General features: G+C 72.6%; 13 protein-coding genes. 6 read left to right on the top strand and 7 right to left on the bottom strand.

Annotation, left to right across the window (positions count from 1 at the left end):
* Positions 1-386 precede the first annotated feature (386 nt).
* From JD276_RS13695 to JD276_RS13680, 4 genes are all read left to right on the top strand, one after another.
* Entirely contained in the window at positions 387-2,402 is a 2,016-nt protein-coding gene (locus JD276_RS13695) for an ABC-F family ATP-binding cassette domain-containing protein (RefSeq protein ID WP_200116226.1), read from the top strand.
* A gap of 222 nt (positions 2,403-2,624) precedes the next feature.
* The gene (locus JD276_RS13690; RefSeq protein WP_200116225.1) at positions 2,625-3,347 is read left to right on the top strand and encodes a VIT1/CCC1 transporter family protein; all 723 of its coding nucleotides are present in this window, start codon (positions 2,625-2,627) and stop codon (positions 3,345-3,347) included.
* Between the two features lie 82 nt (positions 3,348-3,429).
* Entirely contained in the window at positions 3,430-3,768 is a 339-nt protein-coding gene (locus JD276_RS13685) for an MGMT family protein (protein ID WP_200116224.1), read from the top strand.
* Entirely contained in the window at positions 3,765-4,730 is a 966-nt protein-coding gene (locus JD276_RS13680; RefSeq protein ID WP_200116223.1) for a LysR substrate-binding domain-containing protein, read from the top strand. Before JD276_RS13685 ends, JD276_RS13680 begins: the two co-directional genes overlap by 4 nt.
* Positions 4,731-4,845: 115 nt before the next feature.
* Here JD276_RS13680 and ypfJ read toward each other — a convergent pair whose 3' ends face one another.
* The 5 genes from ypfJ to JD276_RS13655 form a co-directional block, all read right to left on the bottom strand.
* Positions 4,846-5,715 carry a KPN_02809 family neutral zinc metallopeptidase gene (ypfJ, locus tag JD276_RS13675; RefSeq protein ID WP_200116222.1) on the bottom strand — a complete coding sequence of 290 codons (870 nt, stop codon included), beginning with the start codon at positions 5,713-5,715 and terminating at the stop codon, positions 4,846-4,848.
* Between the two features lie 214 nt (positions 5,716-5,929).
* The gene (gene pip, locus JD276_RS13670) at positions 5,930-6,904 is read right to left on the bottom strand and encodes a prolyl aminopeptidase (RefSeq protein WP_200116221.1); all 975 of its coding nucleotides are present in this window, start codon (positions 6,902-6,904) and stop codon (positions 5,930-5,932) included.
* A gap of 30 nt (positions 6,905-6,934) precedes the next feature.
* Positions 6,935-9,058 carry an acyl-CoA dehydrogenase family protein gene (locus tag JD276_RS13665; protein WP_200116220.1) on the bottom strand — a complete coding sequence of 708 codons (2,124 nt, stop codon included), beginning with the start codon at positions 9,056-9,058 and terminating at the stop codon, positions 6,935-6,937.
* A 210-nt stretch (positions 9,059-9,268) separates the two neighbouring features.
* On the bottom strand, positions 9,269-11,014 hold the full coding sequence (locus tag JD276_RS13660; RefSeq protein WP_200116285.1) for a DEAD/DEAH box helicase: 1,746 nt from the start codon (positions 11,012-11,014) through the stop codon (positions 9,269-9,271).
* 1 nt (position 11,015) lies between these two features.
* Positions 11,016-15,317, bottom strand: coding sequence for an efflux RND transporter permease subunit (locus tag JD276_RS13655; protein WP_200116219.1), 4,302 nt, complete (start codon positions 15,315-15,317; stop codon positions 11,016-11,018).
* Between the two features lie 79 nt (positions 15,318-15,396).
* On the opposite strand from JD276_RS13655, the gene JD276_RS13650 reads away from it, so the two are divergent.
* The gene (locus JD276_RS13650) at positions 15,397-16,719 is read left to right on the top strand and encodes a DUF445 domain-containing protein (RefSeq protein ID WP_233615738.1); all 1,323 of its coding nucleotides are present in this window, start codon (positions 15,397-15,399) and stop codon (positions 16,717-16,719) included.
* A 38-nt stretch (positions 16,720-16,757) separates the two neighbouring features.
* On the opposite strand, the gene JD276_RS13645 is transcribed toward JD276_RS13650, so the two are convergent.
* Positions 16,758-17,408 (bottom strand): hypothetical protein, encoded by a 651-nt coding sequence (locus JD276_RS13645; protein ID WP_307866581.1) that lies wholly within the window; start codon positions 17,406-17,408, stop codon positions 16,758-16,760.
* Positions 17,409-17,542: 134 nt separating this feature from the next.
* Here JD276_RS13645 and JD276_RS13640 point away from each other — a divergent pair, with 134 nt between their 5' ends.
* Positions 17,543-17,752, top strand: a complete 210-nt coding sequence (locus tag JD276_RS13640; protein ID WP_200116217.1) for a DUF3073 domain-containing protein — start codon at positions 17,543-17,545, stop codon at positions 17,750-17,752.
* A gap of 133 nt (positions 17,753-17,885) precedes the next feature.
* On the opposite strand, the gene JD276_RS13635 is transcribed toward JD276_RS13640, so the two are convergent.
* Positions 17,886-18,068, bottom strand: coding sequence for a hypothetical protein (locus tag JD276_RS13635; protein WP_200116216.1), 183 nt, complete (start codon positions 18,066-18,068; stop codon positions 17,886-17,888).
* Positions 18,069-18,177 lie beyond the last annotated feature (109 nt).

Here is an 18,177-nt window from a genome sequence, read left to right as displayed (position 1 = left end):
CCATCCAACCCCGCCTCTCATCCAATACCGCCCCTCGCCCCGCATCGGAGCTCCGCGGTCGCATCGGAGCTCCGCGGTCGCATCGGAACCTCCGCGGTTTCGACGCACCCGCGGAGGTCGGAGGCGCGGCCTCGAACAGGGCGGCGGGATCTTGCGCGAGCCCCCCTGCCCTGAGACACTGGGGGCGTGAAGATCTGAGTCGCCCACGTTCCGCGCCCGAGGCGCCGACCGTGTCGCGCGCCGGATCGAGGTGCACCGTGCGTATCCGCACGGCGACTCGCGCCCTCCCGGATCCCGCTCCCAGCGCCCTTCCGCGCTGCCGGATCCCTCGCGCCGCACGACCAGCCCGGCGGAACACCATCTCTGTTCCGAAAGGCAGGCGTTCCATGCCGGCACCGAAGCACACCTCCCCCACCACCCGAGACCCGCGATCCGAGGACCGCTCATCACGGCATCGCGGCGCGCACCTCTCCGTCTCCGGCGTCTCCAAGTCGTATTCCGATCGCCGGGTGCTGAGCGACATCTCGTTCAGCGCGAAGCCGGGCGACAGGATCGGGCTCATCGGCGAGAACGGCACGGGCAAGTCGACCCTGCTGGGCATTCTCGCGGGCTCCGAGCAGCCCGACGCGGGAACCGTGGCGCACGCCGAGAGCGTCGGGCTGCTCGCCCAGGAGCTCCCCTATCCGGCCGACGCCCCGGTGGCCCGGGTGCTCGACGATGCCCAGACCGACGCCCTCGAGGCGCTCCGCCGGATCGAGGCCGCCGCGGCTCTGCTCGCCGCCGACCCGGATGACGTCTCGGCTGCGCAGTCGTACGCCGAGGCGCTCGAGACCGCCGAGCGGAGCGACGCCTGGGCGGCCGAGGCCCGCCGCGGGGAGGTGATGCTCGGGCTGGGACTCGGGGGCATCCCGGCCGGCACCCCCGTCGGCCGGCTCTCGGGCGGGCAGCGCCTGCGCTTGAGCCTCGCCGCCCTGCTGCTGCGAGCGCCCCGCACCCTGCTGCTCGACGAGCCGTCGAACCACCTCGACGACGACGCCGTGGGCTACCTCGAGCGCGTGCTCGCGTCATGGCCCGGGATCGTGATCGTCGCGAGCCACGACCGCGCCCTGCTCGACGCCGTGAGCACGAGGATCCTCGACCTGGACCCTCTGCCGGTGGCGGCGGCGGAGCTCGCCGACGCCGAGGACGGGGCGGGCGTGCGAGCCGAGGCTGCGGATGCGCGTCAGGCCCCCGAAGCGGCGGGCGACCCGCGCCTTCGCGGCCACACGAACCCCGCACCCGAGCGCGCAGCCGCGGATCCGGAGACCGACGATCCGGGCGCGGGCCTCGGCGTGCGCGTCTGGGGCACCGGCTATTCCGCCGCTCGGGCGGCGCGCCAGGCCGAGCTGATGCGCTGGCGCGAGCGCTACGCCGCCGAGCAGGAGGAGCTGGCCGCGCTGCGGCACGAGATCGAGGTGGGCTCCCGCGAGGTGAACCGCAAGCACGAGTCCAAGTCCGAGGTGCGGATGGCCCGCAAGTTCTACGCCGACAAGGATGCGAGGGTCACGTCGCGACGGGCGCGGAACGCCCGGGTGCGGGTGGAGGCCCTCGAGCGCAGCCGGGTGCGCCGACCGCCGGAGCCGCTGCGCTTCGCCGGCATCGCCGCGCCCGGCGCGCCCGGCGCACCCGGCGCGGCCGGGGCCCCCGAACCGGACGCGGCGCACGACCCCGACTCGCGGCCGGGACGACCCTCCGGTCCGGGCGACGCCGGCTGGATCCTTTGGGCGGACCGGGTGGGACTGGCGGGGCGACTCGATCCGGTGTCGTTGACGGTCTCCCGGCTCGGCCGAGTCATGATCACGGGCCCGAACGGCGCCGGCAAGTCGACGCTGCTCGGGATCCTGGCCGGTGCTGAGGGCGCGGCGGGTGCTGAGGGCGCGATGGGCGCCACGGATGCGACGGGCGCCACGGTCCTGAGCGCGCCGGGTTCCGGCGGCGGGGTCCTCGCCCCGGACACGGGCTTCGTCGAGCGCGCCCCGGGGGTGCGCATCGGCTTCCTGCCGCAGGAGGTCGAGTTCGCGAAGCCAGATCGCAGCGCCGCGCAGACCTACCGCGACGCCGTCGGGAGTCGGACCGCCGAAGCGCGGCCGCTCGCGGACGCTGGCCTGCTCCCGCGCCGCGACCTGGACCGCCCCGTGGGCGCGCTCAGCGTCGGTCAGCGTCGGAGGCTGGCGCTCGCCGCGCTCGTCGCCGACCCGCCCGACCTGTTGCTGCTCGACGAGCCCACGAACCATCTCTCCCTCTCCCTGGTGGAGGAGCTCGAGGCCGCCCTGCGCGACTACGCGGGCGCGGTGGTCGTCGCCTCGCACGACCGCTGGCTGCGCTCCCGGTGGGAGGGCGCGGTCGTCGGCGTCGGGACGTAGTCACGACGCACGATCGCGCTGCCGCCACGCGGCAGCCCACGGAGCGAAGCGAGGGGTGGCGGTCGTCGGCGTCGGGACGTGGTCGCGACGGCCGCGGAGTTCGGGACGCCGAACTCGACGAGACGGCCGCACGAGGTGCGATCCGGGCTTCTCCCTCCGTCCCGGAACTTGCTAGCGTTGCCCCTCGTGCGCCGCGGGGCGCACTCAGCAGGAGGAGCCGCCATGACCGACTTCGATCTCTCGAGGCCGCACGACTACGACCACCGCCACTCCGATGTCTCGTCGGGGTGGCTGCGCGCCAGCGTCTTCGGAGCCATGGACGGCCTCGTCTCGAACGTCGGCCTCATCGCGGGCATCGCGGCCGCCGGTGCGGCGCCCGGCATCGTCGCGATCACCGGTATCTCGGGTCTCATCGCCGGAGCGATCTCGATGGCGCTCGGCGAGTACACGTCGGTGCGCACCGCCAACGAGCAGCTCGATTTCGAGATGCGCACCGAGATCGAGGCGCACACCCGCAACCCCGATGGCGAGCAGGCCGAGCTCGAGCGCCGCTTCCTGCGCAGCGGCATGACCCCCGAGGTCGCCACGGTCGCCGCGAAGCAGGTGCATCAGAACGCCGAGCACGCGGTGAACCTGCACCTCATGCAGGAGCTGGGCCTGCGCCCCGACGAGAAGGCGTCGCCGTGGGTGGCGGCGTTCTCGTCGCTGCTGTCGTTCGGGGTGGGAGCGATGATCCCGATCCTGCCGTTCCTCTTCGGCTTCGGCACGCTGTGGTGGGGGCTCGCGTTCGGCGGCGTCGGCCTGCTGTTCGCGGGCGGCCTCGCCGCTCGCGTCACGCGCCGCAACTGGGCCGCGGGCGCCGCTCGGCAGCTGCTCTTCGGCGGCATCGCCGTCGCGGCGACCTACACGATCGGCATGCTGCTCGGCGTCTCCGAGTTCGGCTGATCCTCCCCTCCGACCCGGCCTTCCCGGCGCCGAACCTGCCGGCGCGCCGCCGCTCGGGTCCCGCACCGCGTAGTCTGGGAGCGTGCCCAGCCCCGAGTTCGTCGAAGAGGTTCTCGACGTCGTGTCCCGCATTCCCGAGGGGCGCGTCATGACCTACGGCGATGTCGCGCGGGCGATCGGCTCGCGCGCACCCCGCGCCGTCGGGATGGTGATGGCGCACTACGGCCACACCGTGCCGTGGTGGCGGGTGGTGCCGGCGAGCGGCGGCCCGCCGCAGGGGCACGACGCCGAGGCGCTGCCCCACTACCTCGCGGAGGCCACCCCGCTGCGCGGCGCTCCCGCTCCCGGCGAGTTCAGGATCGCCCTGGCCGAGGCGCGATTGGACATCGACCACGAGATCTACGCGGAGATCGCACCGTGAGCACCCGCGAGACGCGCGATCCGCACGGGAGCTCCGGCGCGCACGAACCCGACGAGACCGGCGGATCCCCGGGAACCGCCGAGCCCCGGCCGTCGGGGCCGGCCCCGCTCCGCCTCGGATTCGCGCGCGGGATCGCTCCGAGCCGATGGGCGAAGCGCTGGGCCGCCGCTTCGCCGGGGCACCCCCTCGAGCTGGTGCCGATCGACGTCGCCTTCGGTCCGGCGCCGGACCACGGCGTCGCCGCGCAGGCCGCGCCCCTGGACGTCATGCTCGAGCGGGCCATGCCTCGCGAGCGTCCCGCGGAGTCCCGGCACGCGGTGCACCTGTACACGGAGTCGCTCGCCCTCGTCGTGGCGGTCGACCACGAGCTCGCCGAGCACGATTCGGTCGATCTCGGCGACCTCGAGCTCGTCCCGCTGCTCGATCACTCGGACCACGCGCCCGGCTGGCCGGATCCGGAGCCCTGGGCCGACCCGTCGTGGGCGCCGACCGATGCGGTCGCGGCCCTCCGGCTCGTCGCCACCGGTCTCGGCGGGATCCTGCTGCCGCTGCCGCTCGCGCGGCATCTGGCGAACAAGCGCGAGCACGCGGTGCTGCCGGTGACGGACGACGACCGGCTCCCGGGCAGCAGCGTGTGGGCGACCTGGGCGCGGGATCGCGACGCCGCCGACGTCCAGCAGCTCGCGGGGGTGCTCCGCGGGCGCACGGCCCGCAGCTCACGGCCCGGAGCCGACGCCGGACCGGGCTCCGGATCCCGCTCCGATCGGAGTCCTCGGGAGGACGCTCGCAAGACCGCAGACCGCAGCCGGCAGCAGGCGGGCGACACCCGGGCATCGGGGGCCTCCTCCGCGAAGAAGCCGAAGCTCAAGCCGAACTCGCGCGGGGCGCAGCTCGCCGCCGCGAAGGCGAAGGCCGAGCGCAGGAAGGCCGAGGCCCGCAAGGCGAAGAAGAAGCGCCGCTGACGGAGCCGCCGGAGCGGCGCGTGACGGCCGTCTGCGTCCGACGCCGGCTACGCCCGATCCCGCCTGCGTTCGATCCGGGCTGCGCCCCGATCCCGGCTCTGTCGGGGCGCGTCGTCTACAGCTCGGACGCCGGCACGTCGAAGGTGCCGCACGCCGTCGGGCCCTGCTGATAGCCGGTGAGGAACCAGCGCTGCCGCTGCTCGGAGGTGCCGTGCGTGAACGCGTCGGGGTTCACCCGCTGACCGGCCTGCTCCATGATGTGATCGTCCCCCACGGTCGCCGCGGCGTCCATCGCGTCGGCGATCTGAGCCTGGGACACCGGTTTCAGGAACGGGGTCCCGCGGTCGTCCGCGACGGTCGACGCGTCCTTCACCCACGCGCCCGCGAAGCAGTCGGCCTGCAGCTCGAGGCGCACCGATCCCGAATCGGCTCCCCGGGAGTTGCCTGCGCCGTTCAGCGACCCCACGAGCTTCGAGATGTGGTGCCCCCACTCGTGGGCGAGCACGTACATCTGGGCGAGCGAGCCGCCGGACGCGCCGTAGTCGGCGCGGAGCGTCTCGAAGAACGCGGTGTCGAGGTAGATGGACTCGTCGGAGGGGCAGTAGAACGGGCCCACGGCGGCCGAGGCGGTGCCGCACGCCGAGCTGGTCTGGCCGTCGTAGAGGATCACTCCGGGCGCTCGGTAGTTGCCGACCTGCTCGGTCCAGTAGCGGTCCAGCGAATCGCTCGCGCCGGCCATGCGGCACTCGGTGTTCTCGTTGGCGTCGGCCCCCGTCTCGCAGTCCTCGAAACCGACCTCCTGATCCTGCACGGTGCCGCCCTGGGCCATCCCGGCGAGGGGCGTCAGATCGATCCCCAGCAGCTGCGACGCGAAGAACAGCAGCACGGCCACGCCGATGCCGCCTCCCGCGATCGCTCCCCCGCGCCCGCCCCGTCGCCGGGACACCTTGCCGGTGTCGATCCGGACGTTGTCGTTGAACGTCATTGCGGCCTCCCGCTCACAGTGTATTCGGCTGAGCGCGGAACCGTGCCCCATGCCGGCGCCGGCACGGTTCCGGCACGGTTCCGGCATGGCGGATGCTCCGCGAACGGATGGCCGTCGTGCGAACGGATGGGCGTTTCGCGGGGATTCGGGCGTCCAGTCGCGGAGAAGCCATCCGCTCGAAAGCCAGGGCCGCGCCGTCGGGCTCGCGGAACGCCTAGGAGGCGAAGCGGTCGGTGGCGCGCACCAGCGCGTCGACGATTCCGGGCTCGCCGGCGGCGTGCCCGGCGTCCGGCACCATCACGAACTCGGCCTCGGGCCACGCCCGATGCAGATCCCACGCGGTTCGCGGAGGGGTGCACGCGTCGTAGCGCCCCTGCACGATGACGCCGGGGATGCCCGCCAGCTTCTCGGCGGCGTCCCGGATCAGCCCACCGTCCTCCATCCAGCCGCGGTTGGCGAAGTAGTGGTTCTCGATGCGGGCGAACGCGACCGCTGCCGGCTCGTCCGCGCGGGCGGCCGCGATCGCCTCCTCATCGGGGATCAGCCGGATGGTCGAGTTCTCCCACACCGTCCAGGCCACTCCCGCCGGCACGTGCACGGCGGGATCGGCGTCGAAGAGCCGGCGGTGATAGGCGGCGATGAGATCGTCGCGCTCGACCTCCGGGATCTGCGCGAGGTACTCCTCCCACGCGTCTGGGAACAGCGCGGACGCGCCCTCCTGGTAGAACCAGTGCAGCTCGGATTCCCGCAGCGTGAAGATGCCGCGGAGCACCAGCTCCGTCACGCGCTCGGGGTGGGACTGGGCATAGGCCAGCGCGAGGGTCGACCCCCAGGATCCGCCGAAGACCTGCCAGCGGTCGACGTCCAGGTGCTCGCGCAGCCGCTCGATGTCGGCCACGAGATGCCAGGTCGTGTTGCTGGAGAGGTCGGCGTCCGGTTCGCTCGCGTGCGGGGTGCTGCGCCCGCATCCGCGCTGGTCGAAGAGCACGATGCGGTAGCGTTCGGGGTCGAAGTAGCGGCGGTGGTCTGCTCCGCAGCCCCCGCCCGGCCCGCCGTGCAGGAACACGACGGGCTTGCCCTCCGGGTTGCCGCAGACCTCCCAGTGGATCTGGTACCCGTCTCCCACCGTGAGCCTGCCGAAGGCGTGGGGTTCGATGGGCGGGTAGAGGGTGCGCAGGTGCTCGGTCATGGCTCCACCCTAGCCAGCCGCCGCCGAGACTCAGCGCGCCTGCGCTCGCAGATCCTTCTCGTGGGTCGGCCAGGTGCCGTCGGCGATCCGGGCCTCCACGTAGGCCAGCGCCTCCTCCTGCCGCTCCGCCTCGATGCCGGTCGCGATCTCGGCGCGCAGCAGCTCGGGACCGAGCCCGAAGGCCTCCACCAGGTCGAGCGCGTGGTGGCGGAGCCGCCCGATGAGGCGGTCGATGTAGGCGGTCACGGCCTCGGCGCGCTGCCCCGAGATGCGACCGTGCATGAGGTACCAGGCCGCGTGCTTCTCGAGCAGTCCGAGTCCGAAGAGATCCCGCAGCCAGGTGAGCACCTGCCGGGACCCGGCGTCGTCGATCTGCTCCACGGCCTCGGTGAAGGCCTCCCACTGCAGCAGCTCGGCGTGCGCGCGGGCCGCCTCGATCAGCTTGTGCTGCTGCGTGTTGAACGCGGCGTCGCCGGCGACCGCGAGGGCCTGCTTGTCGCCCTTGGGGATGTCCTTCGTCGCGTCGCGCATGGCCATCGCCACCTGGGCGACCATCGTCTCCACGCGGTCGGTGAGCAGGGCCCGCTGCGACTCCACGCTCCGAAGGATCTCGACCGAGCGCGAGACCTGGCCGAAGTCCGCGACGCTCTGGGCGAGCTGCCGCAGCCCGAAGCGGGTCACCCGCTCGGTGAACTGGCCCGCCGCGGCCCGGGCGAGGGTCGCGGCGTCGGCGTTCTTGAAGCGCGCCGAGAAGTCGGTGAGCAGGCGCTTGCCGACGAGCTGCAGCAGCACGTTGTTGTCGCCCTCGAAGGTGACGTAGATGTCGAGGTCGGCGCGCAGACCGGTCAGACGGTTCTTGGCGATGAACCCCGCGCCGCCGCAGGCCTCCCGCGCCTCCTGCAGGGTGTCGAGCGCGGCCCAGGTGGAGAGCGGCTTGAGTGCGGCCGCCAGGGTCTCGAGATCCTGGCGGTTCTCGTCGGTGTCGCGCTCGCCCGAGAACACCTCGTCGAAGACCGTGAGCAGCCGCTCCCCCGCGAAGGCCATCGCGTAGGTCTCGGCGATCCTCGGGATCAGCCTGCGCTGGTACTGCCCGTAGTCGAGCAGCACCTTCTCGCGGCCGTCCGCGCCGGGGAACTGGCGTCGTTCGCTGCCGTAGCGCACCGTGATCGCGAGGGCCGCCATCATGGCCCGCACCGCCGAGCCGTCGAGCGACACGCGCCCCTGCACGAGGGTGCCGATCATCGTGAAGAACCGGCGCCCGGGGCTCGCGATGGGCGACGAGTAGGTGCCGTCGGGCGCGACGTCGCCGTAGCGGTTGAGCAGGTTCTCCCTCGGGATCCGCACGTGCGTGAAATGCAGCCGGCCGTTGTCGATGCCGTTGAGGCCGCCCTTGACCCCGTCGTCCTCGCTGCCGACGCCGGGCAGCATCTCGCCGTCGGGCGTGCGGATGGGCACGAAGAACGCGTGCACGCCGTGGTTCACCCCGCGCGTGATGAGCTGAGCGAAGACGACGGCCGCCTGACCGTGCAGGGCGGCGTTGCCGAGGAACTCCTTCCACGCGCCCCGGAACGGCGTGTGGATCTCGAACTCCCGGGTCTCGGGGTCGTAGGTGGCGGTCGTGCCGACCGACGCGACGTCCGACCCGTGACCGATCTCGGTCATCGCGAACGCTCCGGGCAGCTTGAGGCTCATGACGTCGGGCAGCCACTTCTCGTGGTGCGGGCGGGTACCGAGGTGCAGGATCGCGGCGCCGAACAGCCCCCACTGCACCCCGCTCTTGATCTGCAGCGACGGGTCGGCGAGCACGAGCTCCTGGAAGGCGGCGATGTTGCCGCCGTGGTTGTCGCTGCCGCCCAGGTCGCCGGGGTAGGCCCGCTGGATGGCGCCCTCCTCCACCAGGATCGCGAGCTGCTCGAGCGCCCGTTCGCGGTGCTCGGCCATCGACTGGCCCGGGATCGTGTGCAGGCGGGGGTCGGCGGCGAGCTCGCGCGATGCGAGGCGTTCCTGCTTCCACCTGCCGAGCAGGGCGTCGCCGACGAGCCCGACGTCGATGCGGGGCTCGGCGGCGCTGCGTCCGCCCCGCTCTGACCCGCCGCCGGCGGGGACGGCGCGGGCGTGCTCGGTGCGGGTGCTCTCGGTTGTGGCGTGGGTCATCGTTGCTCCTTGCGCTCCAGCGGCGACGCGACCGCGGCGCCGCTCCGGTGCCGCGTCTCGAGGGTTCGCGGCGATGCCGCCAGGTTAGGCCGGGCCCCGGCGCCCGACAACCGATCGGCTCACTCCCCACACCCGAGAGCCGCCGCACCCCGCACGCGTTTGTGCGCCACCTCCAATTCCGGCGGGACTCCGCTGTGCGGTCAGGCCAGCTCAGACGTCGTGCGGATCCTGCCCCGGCACGAAATCGCCGAAGTACACGGGCTCGATCTCGGCGTTCTCGAGCATCTCGCGCGTGCGCTTCTGCCGTGTGCGCGGGATCACGGTGATGACCTCGCCCGTCTTGCCGGCCCGCCCCGTGCGGCCGGAGCGGTGCAGGTAGGTCTTGTAGTCGTCCGCCGGGTCGGCCTGCAGCACGAGGTCGACGTCGTCGACGTGGATCCCGCGCGCGGCGACGTCGGTCGCCACCAGCACGGCCGCCTTCCCCTCCGCGAACTTCGCGAGGTTGCGCTCCCGCTTCGCCTGGGCCAGGTCGCCGTGCAGGGCGGTGACCCGCACGCCGGCCTCGCCGAACATCTCGGCCAGCCGCTCGGCAAAGGCACGCGTGCGGCAGAACACCACGATGCGGCCCGGTCTGCGCACCAGTTGCAGCAGCACCTCGTCCTTGTGCTCGCGCAGCACGATGAATACGCGGTGCTCGGAGGCGACGGCCGCGGGGTCGTCGCCCGCGACCTCGTGCACGGCGGGATCGCGCAGGAACTCGCGCACCAGCTCGGAGACGCCCTGATCGAGCGTCGCCGAGAACAGCAGCTTCTGCCCCTCGCGCGGCGTGTGCCGCATGATGCGCTGCACCGGCTCGAGGAAGCCCAGCTCGCACATGTGGTCGGCCTCGTCGAGCACGGAGACGGCGACCTCGCGGAGGTCGAGCCGGCGCCGCTTGATCAGATCCTCGATGCGGCCCGGTGTGCCGATCACGATGTCGACGCCCCGCTCCAGCGCGTGCAGCTGCGGATCGATCGGGACGCCGCCCACGAGCTGCGCCGTGTACAGACCGACGGATCGCGCGATCGGCTGCACGGTGCGGTCGATCTGCAGGGCGAGCTCGCGGGTGGGGGCGAGGATCACGGCCTTCGGGTTGCGCGCGGGGCGGCGCGGGGCGTGCTTCCGCTCGCCGCGCACCTGCTTGGGCCGCTCGCGGGGCGGATCCTGCGCGAACGCACCCGCGGCCCGGAGCTGCAGCAACCGCTCCACGAGGGGGGCGCCGAACGCGATGGTCTTGCCGGATCCGGTGCGCCCTCGGCCGAGCACGTGGCGCCCGGCGAGCACGTCGGGGATCGTCGCCGCCTGGATCGGGAAGGGGGTCTCGGCCCCCAGCTCGGCGAGGGTGCGCACGATGTTGCCCCCGAGGCCGAGCCGCTCGAACGTCGCGTCGGCGACGTCGGCCGCAGTGGTCCGCTTCGCCTCGAGGCGCTCGAGCACGACGTCCGCCGGCGCGTGGCGGTCCCGGGGGCCGGCCCCCTCCCGGACCGGCTTCGCCCGGCCGTCCACGTCGAAGGCGAACACGCGGGCGCCTCCCTCGCGCCGACTTCCGTGGTCGCGCCGACTTCCGTGGTCGCGCCGACTTCCGTGGTCGCGCCGGCTCGCAGCCGTCTCGTCCTGCCCGCCGCGCTCGTGATCGCGCTCGCGCTTGCCGCTCTCGTGACCGCGGGTCCGTCCGGCGCGGCGGTGATCCTCGAGGACCTCCCGCCTGGCGGCTCGCGGGTCGCGTTCGGATCGGGCCTCGCGGTCGCGCCCCACGTTCCGATCCTCGCCCGCGTGTCCGCGCCGAGTGCTCTTCGGATCCCGGTCCCCGGCGCTCTTCCCGCCCGCGTCGTCCGAGAAGCGGCGACGGGGCTTCCTGCCGCGAGAGGGCTCGTAGTTGGTCGGGGCGCGGTAGCCGCGTCCTCGCTTCTGCGCCACGTCAGCGCTCCGTTCCGGGCTCGACGGGGCCCTCGCCCTCGGGCGCGTTGGTCTCGGGCGCGTCGGTCTCGGGCGCGTCGGTCTCCAGCGCGTCGGTCTCGGCCGCGCCGGGGGACGGGGGCTCCGCATCCTCCGAGGCGGCCCGCCGGCCGGGCCCCGCCTCCTGCACGGCCTGGTAGATGAGCTGGTCCCAGTCCAGCTCCTCGGCGTCGCGCGGCTCCTCCTCGTCCTCCCCCGAACGGCCCCCGGTGAGGCCGAAGAGCTCCTCGATGGTGGGAGCGTCGTCCTCGGCGTCGTCCTCGGCGTCGTCCTCGGCGTCGGTCCCAGCGTCCTCGGCGTCCTCCTCCCGCGGTTCGGCCTCGGGAACCGAGGGTGCGTCCTCCGCGACCAGCGGCGCGCTCTCCGAGACGAGAGGCTCCTCCGGGGCCGGCGGTGCGTCCTCCGCTACGGGCAGTCCGCCCTGCGGGGGCGCCGGTTCCGCCCCGGCCACCGGTTCGACCGCGGGTTCGGGATCGGCGGCCGGATCGACCCCGATCACCGGCTCGGCCGGTTCAGCCGTCGGTTCGGAATCGGCGGCCTCCGGCGCGGGATCGGCCCCGGCCTCGGGCTCGGGGCCGGGTTCGGTGCCCGTCTCCCACGCGTGCACTGCGGGAAGCCCCATCTCGCCGAGCAGCTCGGCGAGTTCGGGCGAGATCGTCCCCTCCGGCTCGGCCGGCTCGACGCGGTCGCCGTGCTCCGGCGATCCGCCGTGCTCCGGCGATCCGCCGTGCTCCGGCGATCCGCCGTGCTCCGGCGATCCGCCGTGCTCCGCGCGATGCTCGGCGTCGGGTGCGCCGGTCTCCTCGTCCGGCTCGAAGACACCGTGACCGCCGGCTGCCCCCTCGCGATCCGCCGCGTTGACGCCGAGGCCCGCGGCCGCAGCACCCGCGACCGCAGCACCGGCGCCGGCGACCGCGCTCCCGGCGCCGACTCCGGCGTCGCCGGCCCGTCGTCTGGCCGCGCGACCGCGACGGCGCTGCGGCCGAGCCGCGCTCTCAGCAGCCGCCTCTCCGTCCGACGGGGCGGCGCCGCCCGCGCCGCCCGCGGCGGCCGCTGCGACCGCGCCGTCGCCCGGGAGCGACCCGCCCGCGCCACGCGTCGTCCGCCGCTCGCGCCAGATCTCGCGCCGCCGCTCCACCAGGTAGTAGAGGGTCGGCAGCACGACGAGCGTCAGCACGGTCGACGAGAGCAGACCGCCGATCACGACGACCGCGAGCGGCTGCGAGATGAAGCCGCCCTTGCCGGTGATCCCGAGCCCCATGGGGGTGAGCGCGAGGATCGTCGCGAGCGCGGTCATGACGATGGGGCGCAGACGCAGCAGGGAACCGTGCACGACGGCGTGGTGCAGCGTCTCGCCTCGGGCGCGGAACTGGTTGACGAGGTCGACGAGCACGATCGCGTTCGTCACGACGATGCCGATCAGCATGAGCACGCCGATGAGCGAGGCGACGCCGAGGGGGATGCCGGTCGCGATGAGCAGCAGGATCGCGCCGGTCGCGGCGAACGGCACCGAGATCAGCAGCAGCAGGGGCTGCAGCAGACTCTTGAAGGTGGCGACCATCACGACGTACACGATGAGGATCGCCGCGAGCAGCGCGATCCCGAGCTGGCCGAAGGCCTCCTCCTGCTGCGACATCACGCCGCCGATGCTCGCGCTCGCGCCGGCGGGAAGCTCGACCGATTCGAGGGCGGCGCTCACGGACGCGCCGGCGGTGGTGAGATCGTCGCCCTCCGGCAGCGCCGAGACGGTGACCATCCGCACGCCGTCCTCGGTACGCACTGTGACGGGGCCGTCGGCGACCTGGACCGTCGCGAGCGAGTCCAGCCGCTGCTCGCCCGTCGGCGTCGGGATGGGGAGGGCGGCGACGCCCGCCTGGTCGGCGGGGCGGGCGCCCGCGGACAGGTAGACGCCGATGGTGTTCTCCTCCATCGTGATCTGACCGATCTGGCTCGGCTGCATCCGCTGAGCGACGAGCCCCGCGACGGCGGCCTCACTGAGGCCGGCATCCGCCGCGAGCCGGCGGTCGACCGCGATGCTGAGGAAGGGGCGCGAGGTGCCGAGGTCGCTCTCGACCTGGATCAGCCCCTCCTGCTCGGACAGCTCGGCGGCGACGGCCTCGCTCGCGGCGGCCAGGGTCTCCTGGTCGGGCGCGGTGACGTACACCTCGATCGCGCTCGACATCGTGACCCCGCCGTCGCTCATCCCGAGCGAGAAGTCGCCGGCGTCCTCGATCCCGTCCACGGCATCGCGGATGCGATCCTGCACCTCGCTCTGCACCGCATCGGGATCGGTGGTGATCGAGTAGCTGATGACGCCGTCGTCCCCTCCGCCGAACAGCGCGGCCATGCCGTCGCCGCTGCCGATCGTCACCTGCACGGTGTCCACGGCGTCGATCTCCGCGAGCGCCTCCTCGACCTTCTGGGCCTGGGCGAGCTGCACGTCGAGGCTGGTGCCGGGGGCGAGCGTCTGCGTCAGTCCGACCGAGTTCTGCTCGTCGGCCCCCATGTAGTTCGTCTTCATGAGCGGGCTCGCGGCGATCGTGCCGCCGAACACGAGCGCCGCGAGCACGAGGGTGACCGCGGGGCGGCGCAGCGTCCAGTCGATGATGGGGCGGTAGCCCCGCTGGAGGGCGGTGACGCGGTCGGGATCGTGCTCGTCGATCGTCTCGACGCCCCGGCGCTTGAGGAACGCCGGCCTGCGCGAGTAGCTGTCGGGCTTCAGGAACCAGTAGGCGAGCACCGGCACGATCGTCAACGACACCAGCAGGGAGGCGGCGAGCGCGATCGAGACGGTGAAGGAGAACGGCCGGAACAGCTCCCCCACCATGCCCTCGACGAACGCCATCGGCAGGAAGACGGCCACCGTCGTGACCGTGGAGGCGGTGATCGCCCCCGCGACCTCGCGCACCGCGCTCACGATGGTGGCGCCGCGATCGACGCCTTCTCCGAGGTGGCGCTTGATGTTCTCGATCACGACGATGGAGTCGTCGACCACCCGGCCGATGGAGATGGTGAGCGCGCCGAGCGTCAGCATGTTCAGCGTGTAGTCGGCGAAGTTCAGCCCGATGATGGTGAGCAGCACCGACGTCGGGATCGAGATCGCGGTCACCAGGGTCGCGCGCATCGACATCAGGAAGACGAGGATCACGAGCACCGCGAAGACGAGACCCAGCAGCCCCTCCGTGGTGAGCGTCTCGATCGACTGCTCGACGTAGGGGGCCTGGTCGAAGACGACGCGGAGCTCGGCGCCGCCGAGGGCGTCCTCGAGATCGGCGAGCTCGGCCTCGACGCCGTGCGACACGTCGACGGTGTTGGCGGCCGACGTCTTGGTGACGGCGATCGTGAGGGCGTCCTGCCCGTTGACCCGGGAGATGCTCTGCACGGGGTTCTGCTCGAGCACGACGTTCGCGACCTGGCCGATCGTGACCGTCGCGGGCGCGGCCGGCTGCTCGGCGAACGGATCCTGCTGGAGGGAACCGCCGGGAGGCCCCTCGCCCTGCGCGCCGAGCGCCTCGGGGCCGCGCGCGATCGGCAGCGCCGCGATGTCCTCGGCCGAGTGCAGTTCGCTGCCCGCCTGCACGGCGAGCGTGCGATCGCCGTCGGGCACGGTGCCCGCCGCCATGAGCACGCCGCTCTGCTGGAGCGTGTCGGTGATCGACTGCGTGCTCAGGCCGTTCTCCGCGAGCAGAGCGGCGTCTGGGGCGATGGTGATCCTGTCTCCGCGGGCCCCCACCAGCTGGGCTTCCCTCACCCCGTCGACGTCCGACAGCTTCGGGATCGCCACGCGATCGACGAGCTGCCCGGTCTCCTCGATCGAGGATCCCTCCCCCGGAGTCACGGCGACCTGGATGACGGGGAAGTCGTCGATGCTGCCCGACATGACCTGGGAGTCCGCGGTCTCGGGCAGCAGGTCCGAGATACGGCTGATCGCCCGCTCCACCTTCTGCTCGGTGGCCGGGATGTCCACCCCGTAGGTGAACTCGGCGAGCACCGTCGAGGCGCCGGTGCTCGACGTGGCCGTCGTGGTCTCGAGCTGCGGCACCCCCCGCAGCGCCGTCTCGATCGGCTTGGAGACGTCGTTGTTCACGACCTCGGGCGACGCCCCGGGGTAGGCGGTGATCACCGCGATCGTCGGGAACTGGACGGAGGGCATCAGCTCCTGTTTCAGCGACCCGACGCTCAGCAGTCCGAAAACCGCCGTGACGATGGTCACGAGAGCGATGAGAGCGCGGTTCTTCAGGCTTGCTGCGGTGAAGAGGTGCATGGGCTCGATTATTTCACGCGAGCGGGCGCACTCGAGCAGGCGCGCTCCGGCGGAGAGCGGCAGGGAGGATAATGGTCAGATGCCTCAGTCACGCGTCGTCGCGCGATCCGCCTCACGCCCCCGCTCCAAGCGCACGCTGGGAGCCGTCACGCCGGCCGATTTCGAGCGTCTCCGCCAGCTCCGCCGCATGCAGGCCATCGCGCTCGGCCTGCTGCTGTTCATGGCCGTGGTGTTCGTGCTCTCCTTCGCTCTGCAGGAGCGGCTGCCCTGGCTCGGGTTCGTCCGCGCCGCCAGCGAGGGCGGCATGGTGGGCGCGCTGGCCGACTGGTTCGCGGTCACCGCGCTGTTCCGGCATCCGCTCGGGATCAGGATCCCGCACACCAACCTGATCTCCGAGAAGAAGGACGAGATCGGCGAGGGACTCGGGTCGTTCATCGAGGAGAACTTCCTCGCGGACGACGTGGTGCACGACAAGCTCGCCGAGATCCAGGGAGCGCGCCGCGCGGGCGAGTGGCTCGTCGAGCGCCCGCACGCCGAGCACGTGAGCGGCATGGCCGCCAGCGCCGGCCTCGGGGCGCTGACGGTGCTCGACGACAATGACGTCCGCGATCTGATCGAGGGGCTCGTCAGGCGGCACGTCGTCGATCCGGAGTGGGGGCCGCTGCTGGGACGCGCGGCCGAGTCCTTCCTCGACGGCGACCACCATCAGGCGCTCATCGACCTGGCGGCGGAACGTCTGGAGCAGTGGCTGGTGGAGCATCCTCAGGCCTTCGACAGCGTGGTCTCCTCGCGGCTGCCCTCCTGGGTGCCGAGCGTCGTCGACCGCTTCGTCGACGGTCGGCTGCACGCCGAGGCCGTGCGCTTCGCGCAGAGCGTCGCCGAGGATCGCGACCACCCCTTCCGCCGCGCCGCGAGTCGCTTCTTCGCCGACCTCGCGCGGGATCTGCAGCAGCAGCCCGAGCTTCAGGCGCAGCTCGAGTCGTTCAAGCACGAGGTCTTCGACAGCCCACGGATCCGGAAGCTCGCGGCGAGCACCTGGACGACCGCGCGGGCCGCCCTCGTCGAGATGCTCGAGGATCCGGGGAGCGAGCTGCGCGAGCGCATCACGACGGCGCTGCAGGATTTCGGGCGGCGCCTGCTCGCCGACACGACGCTGCAGTACAAGATCGACGTCTGGGTCATGGACGTCGTCGAGTATCTCGTGCACACCTACCGGCACGACCTCGCCAGCGTCGTCACCGACACGGTGCAGCGCTGGGACGCCCAGGAGGCCGCGGAGAAGATCGAGCTGCAGATCGGCAAGGACCTGCAGTTCATCCGCATCAACGGCACCGTCATCGGTTCGCTCGCCGGGCTCGCCATCTTCACCTTCGCCACCTTCGTCATCGCCCCGCTCGCATAGCGCGTCCGGCTGCCGGCGGCGGGCCGCTGCGGGTTCGACTACTGCGGGTTCTCGGCGAAGCGCACCGGCAGCTGCATGTCCTGCACGCGGTCGGAGCCGGCGGTGTGATCGGAGCGGGTCGTGACCGCGCAGCTGACGACCGAGCAGTCCAGCCCCCCTTGGGATGACGCGGGCACGGTGAGCTGGGCGGTGAACGCCCCGCTCTCGGCGTCGTCGTAGCCGTGAGTCGCGAAGGCCCGCCACGCCCAGTCGTCGGTGATCCAGACGCTCGACAGCGCGGCCCGGTCCGCGTGGCCCTCCTCCGCCCCCTCGGGGATCCCGCCGAGACAGGGCGAGGGTTTGTTCCCGCGATCCTCGGGAACGGCGCAGACGCCCACGTATATGCCGATAGACGCATCGAAGCCCGAGCCGCGCACGATGAGCTCGTCGCCGGGCCGGAGCTCCGAGAGGTCCGCGGGCGTCCCCTCCGGCGTCTCGACCCTAAGCTCGCGGGTCCTCCCGTCCGCACCCTCGGCCGCGGCGTGGGCCACGTACTCCTCCGGCAGCCGCTGCCCCGAGCCGCCGGCGCTCTGGTGGGTCAGGATCGGGAGCAGCACGGCCACAGCGCCCAGGAGCGCGGCGCTGGCGAGCACCAGCAGCACGATCAGCACGACGCGAAGCGCGCGCGGGCGGGAGCGGGATCGGGTCACGCTGTTCATCGTAGCCACCGAGCGTGTGCCCGGGGTGACCGTGCTAGGATTGAGCCTATACGTCTACTCGAATAGGTCTCTGCCTCGCGGCCCGATTGCACCCCGCGGGGCCCGAATGTGTAAGGGGGTCACGCATGGGGCGCGGCCGTCAAAAGGCAAAGCACACCAAAGTCGCGAGGGAGCTGAAGTACTACAGCCCTCAGACGAACTACTCCGAACTCGAGCGGGAGCTGGCCGCGGCAGCGGGCCGCAACTCCGACGAGGACGCGTGGGCTGAGTACGCCGACAAGTACAACACGGACGACGATTTCGAGGACGACCCGGGCGAGGATCCCGCTCGCTGAGCGAGCGGCTCGACGTTCCGCCCCCTCCGCAGGCGCCGGGCTCAGTCGCCCTCGCCGGCCGCAACTCCTGGAGACGGGCGGGGGCCGCCCGACGCGCGAGCGACGGCGCCTTCAGCCGCTGGGCACCGCCTCCTCAGGGGCGCGTCGGCCGTTCGTGCCCGGCGTGGTGCTCGTCGTGGGGCTCGTGCAGGGCGTGCAGCGCCCCGTTGACGTCGCCGTGCAGCAGGTCGTCCACAAGCTCATCGACGGCGACGGCTTCGTTGGTACCCTGCAGAAGCTCGACGCGGATCCCGGTGTCCCTAGATTTCCTGTCCATGCTTCATGATACGTCCGTTCGGAGCGGGCCCGCATAACTTTTTGCCGGGCCGTCCGCTCCTCGCGCGCACGAGAAGCGCGGCGGGCCCCACCCTTCCGGGTGGAGCCCG

Source organism: Leucobacter chromiisoli, from assembly GCF_016522505.1.
Lineage (GTDB): Bacteria > Actinomycetota > Actinomycetes > Actinomycetales > Microbacteriaceae > Leucobacter > Leucobacter chromiisoli.
The sequence above is the reverse complement of the archived record's forward strand: the minus strand, read 5'-3'. Positions and strand labels throughout refer to the sequence as shown.

Bases quoted from the DNA above. Each gene is read 5' to 3' on its own strand.
- JD276_RS13695 (WP_200116226.1), top strand. From the start codon at position 387: ATGCCGGCACCGAAGCACACCTCCCCCACCACCCGAGACCCGCGATCC.
- JD276_RS13665 (WP_200116220.1), bottom strand. From the start codon at position 9,058: ATGACCCACGCCACAACCGAGAGCACCCGCACCGAGCACGCCCGCGCC.
- ypfJ (WP_200116222.1), bottom strand. From the start codon at position 5,715: ATGACGTTCAACGACAACGTCCGGATCGACACCGGCAAGGTGTCCCGG.
- JD276_RS13635 (WP_200116216.1), bottom strand. From the start codon at position 18,068: ATGGACAGGAAATCTAGGGACACCGGGATCCGCGTCGAGCTTCTGCAG.
- JD276_RS13640 (WP_200116217.1), top strand. From the start codon at position 17,543: ATGGGGCGCGGCCGTCAAAAGGCAAAGCACACCAAAGTCGCGAGGGAG.
- pip (WP_200116221.1), bottom strand. From the start codon at position 6,904: ATGACCGAGCACCTGCGCACCCTCTACCCGCCCATCGAACCCCACGCC.
- JD276_RS13690 (WP_200116225.1), top strand. From the start codon at position 2,625: ATGACCGACTTCGATCTCTCGAGGCCGCACGACTACGACCACCGCCAC.
- JD276_RS13650 (WP_233615738.1), top strand. From the start codon at position 15,397: ATGCCTCAGTCACGCGTCGTCGCGCGATCCGCCTCACGCCCCCGCTCC.
- JD276_RS13655 (WP_200116219.1), bottom strand. From the start codon at position 15,317: ATGCACCTCTTCACCGCAGCAAGCCTGAAGAACCGCGCTCTCATCGCT.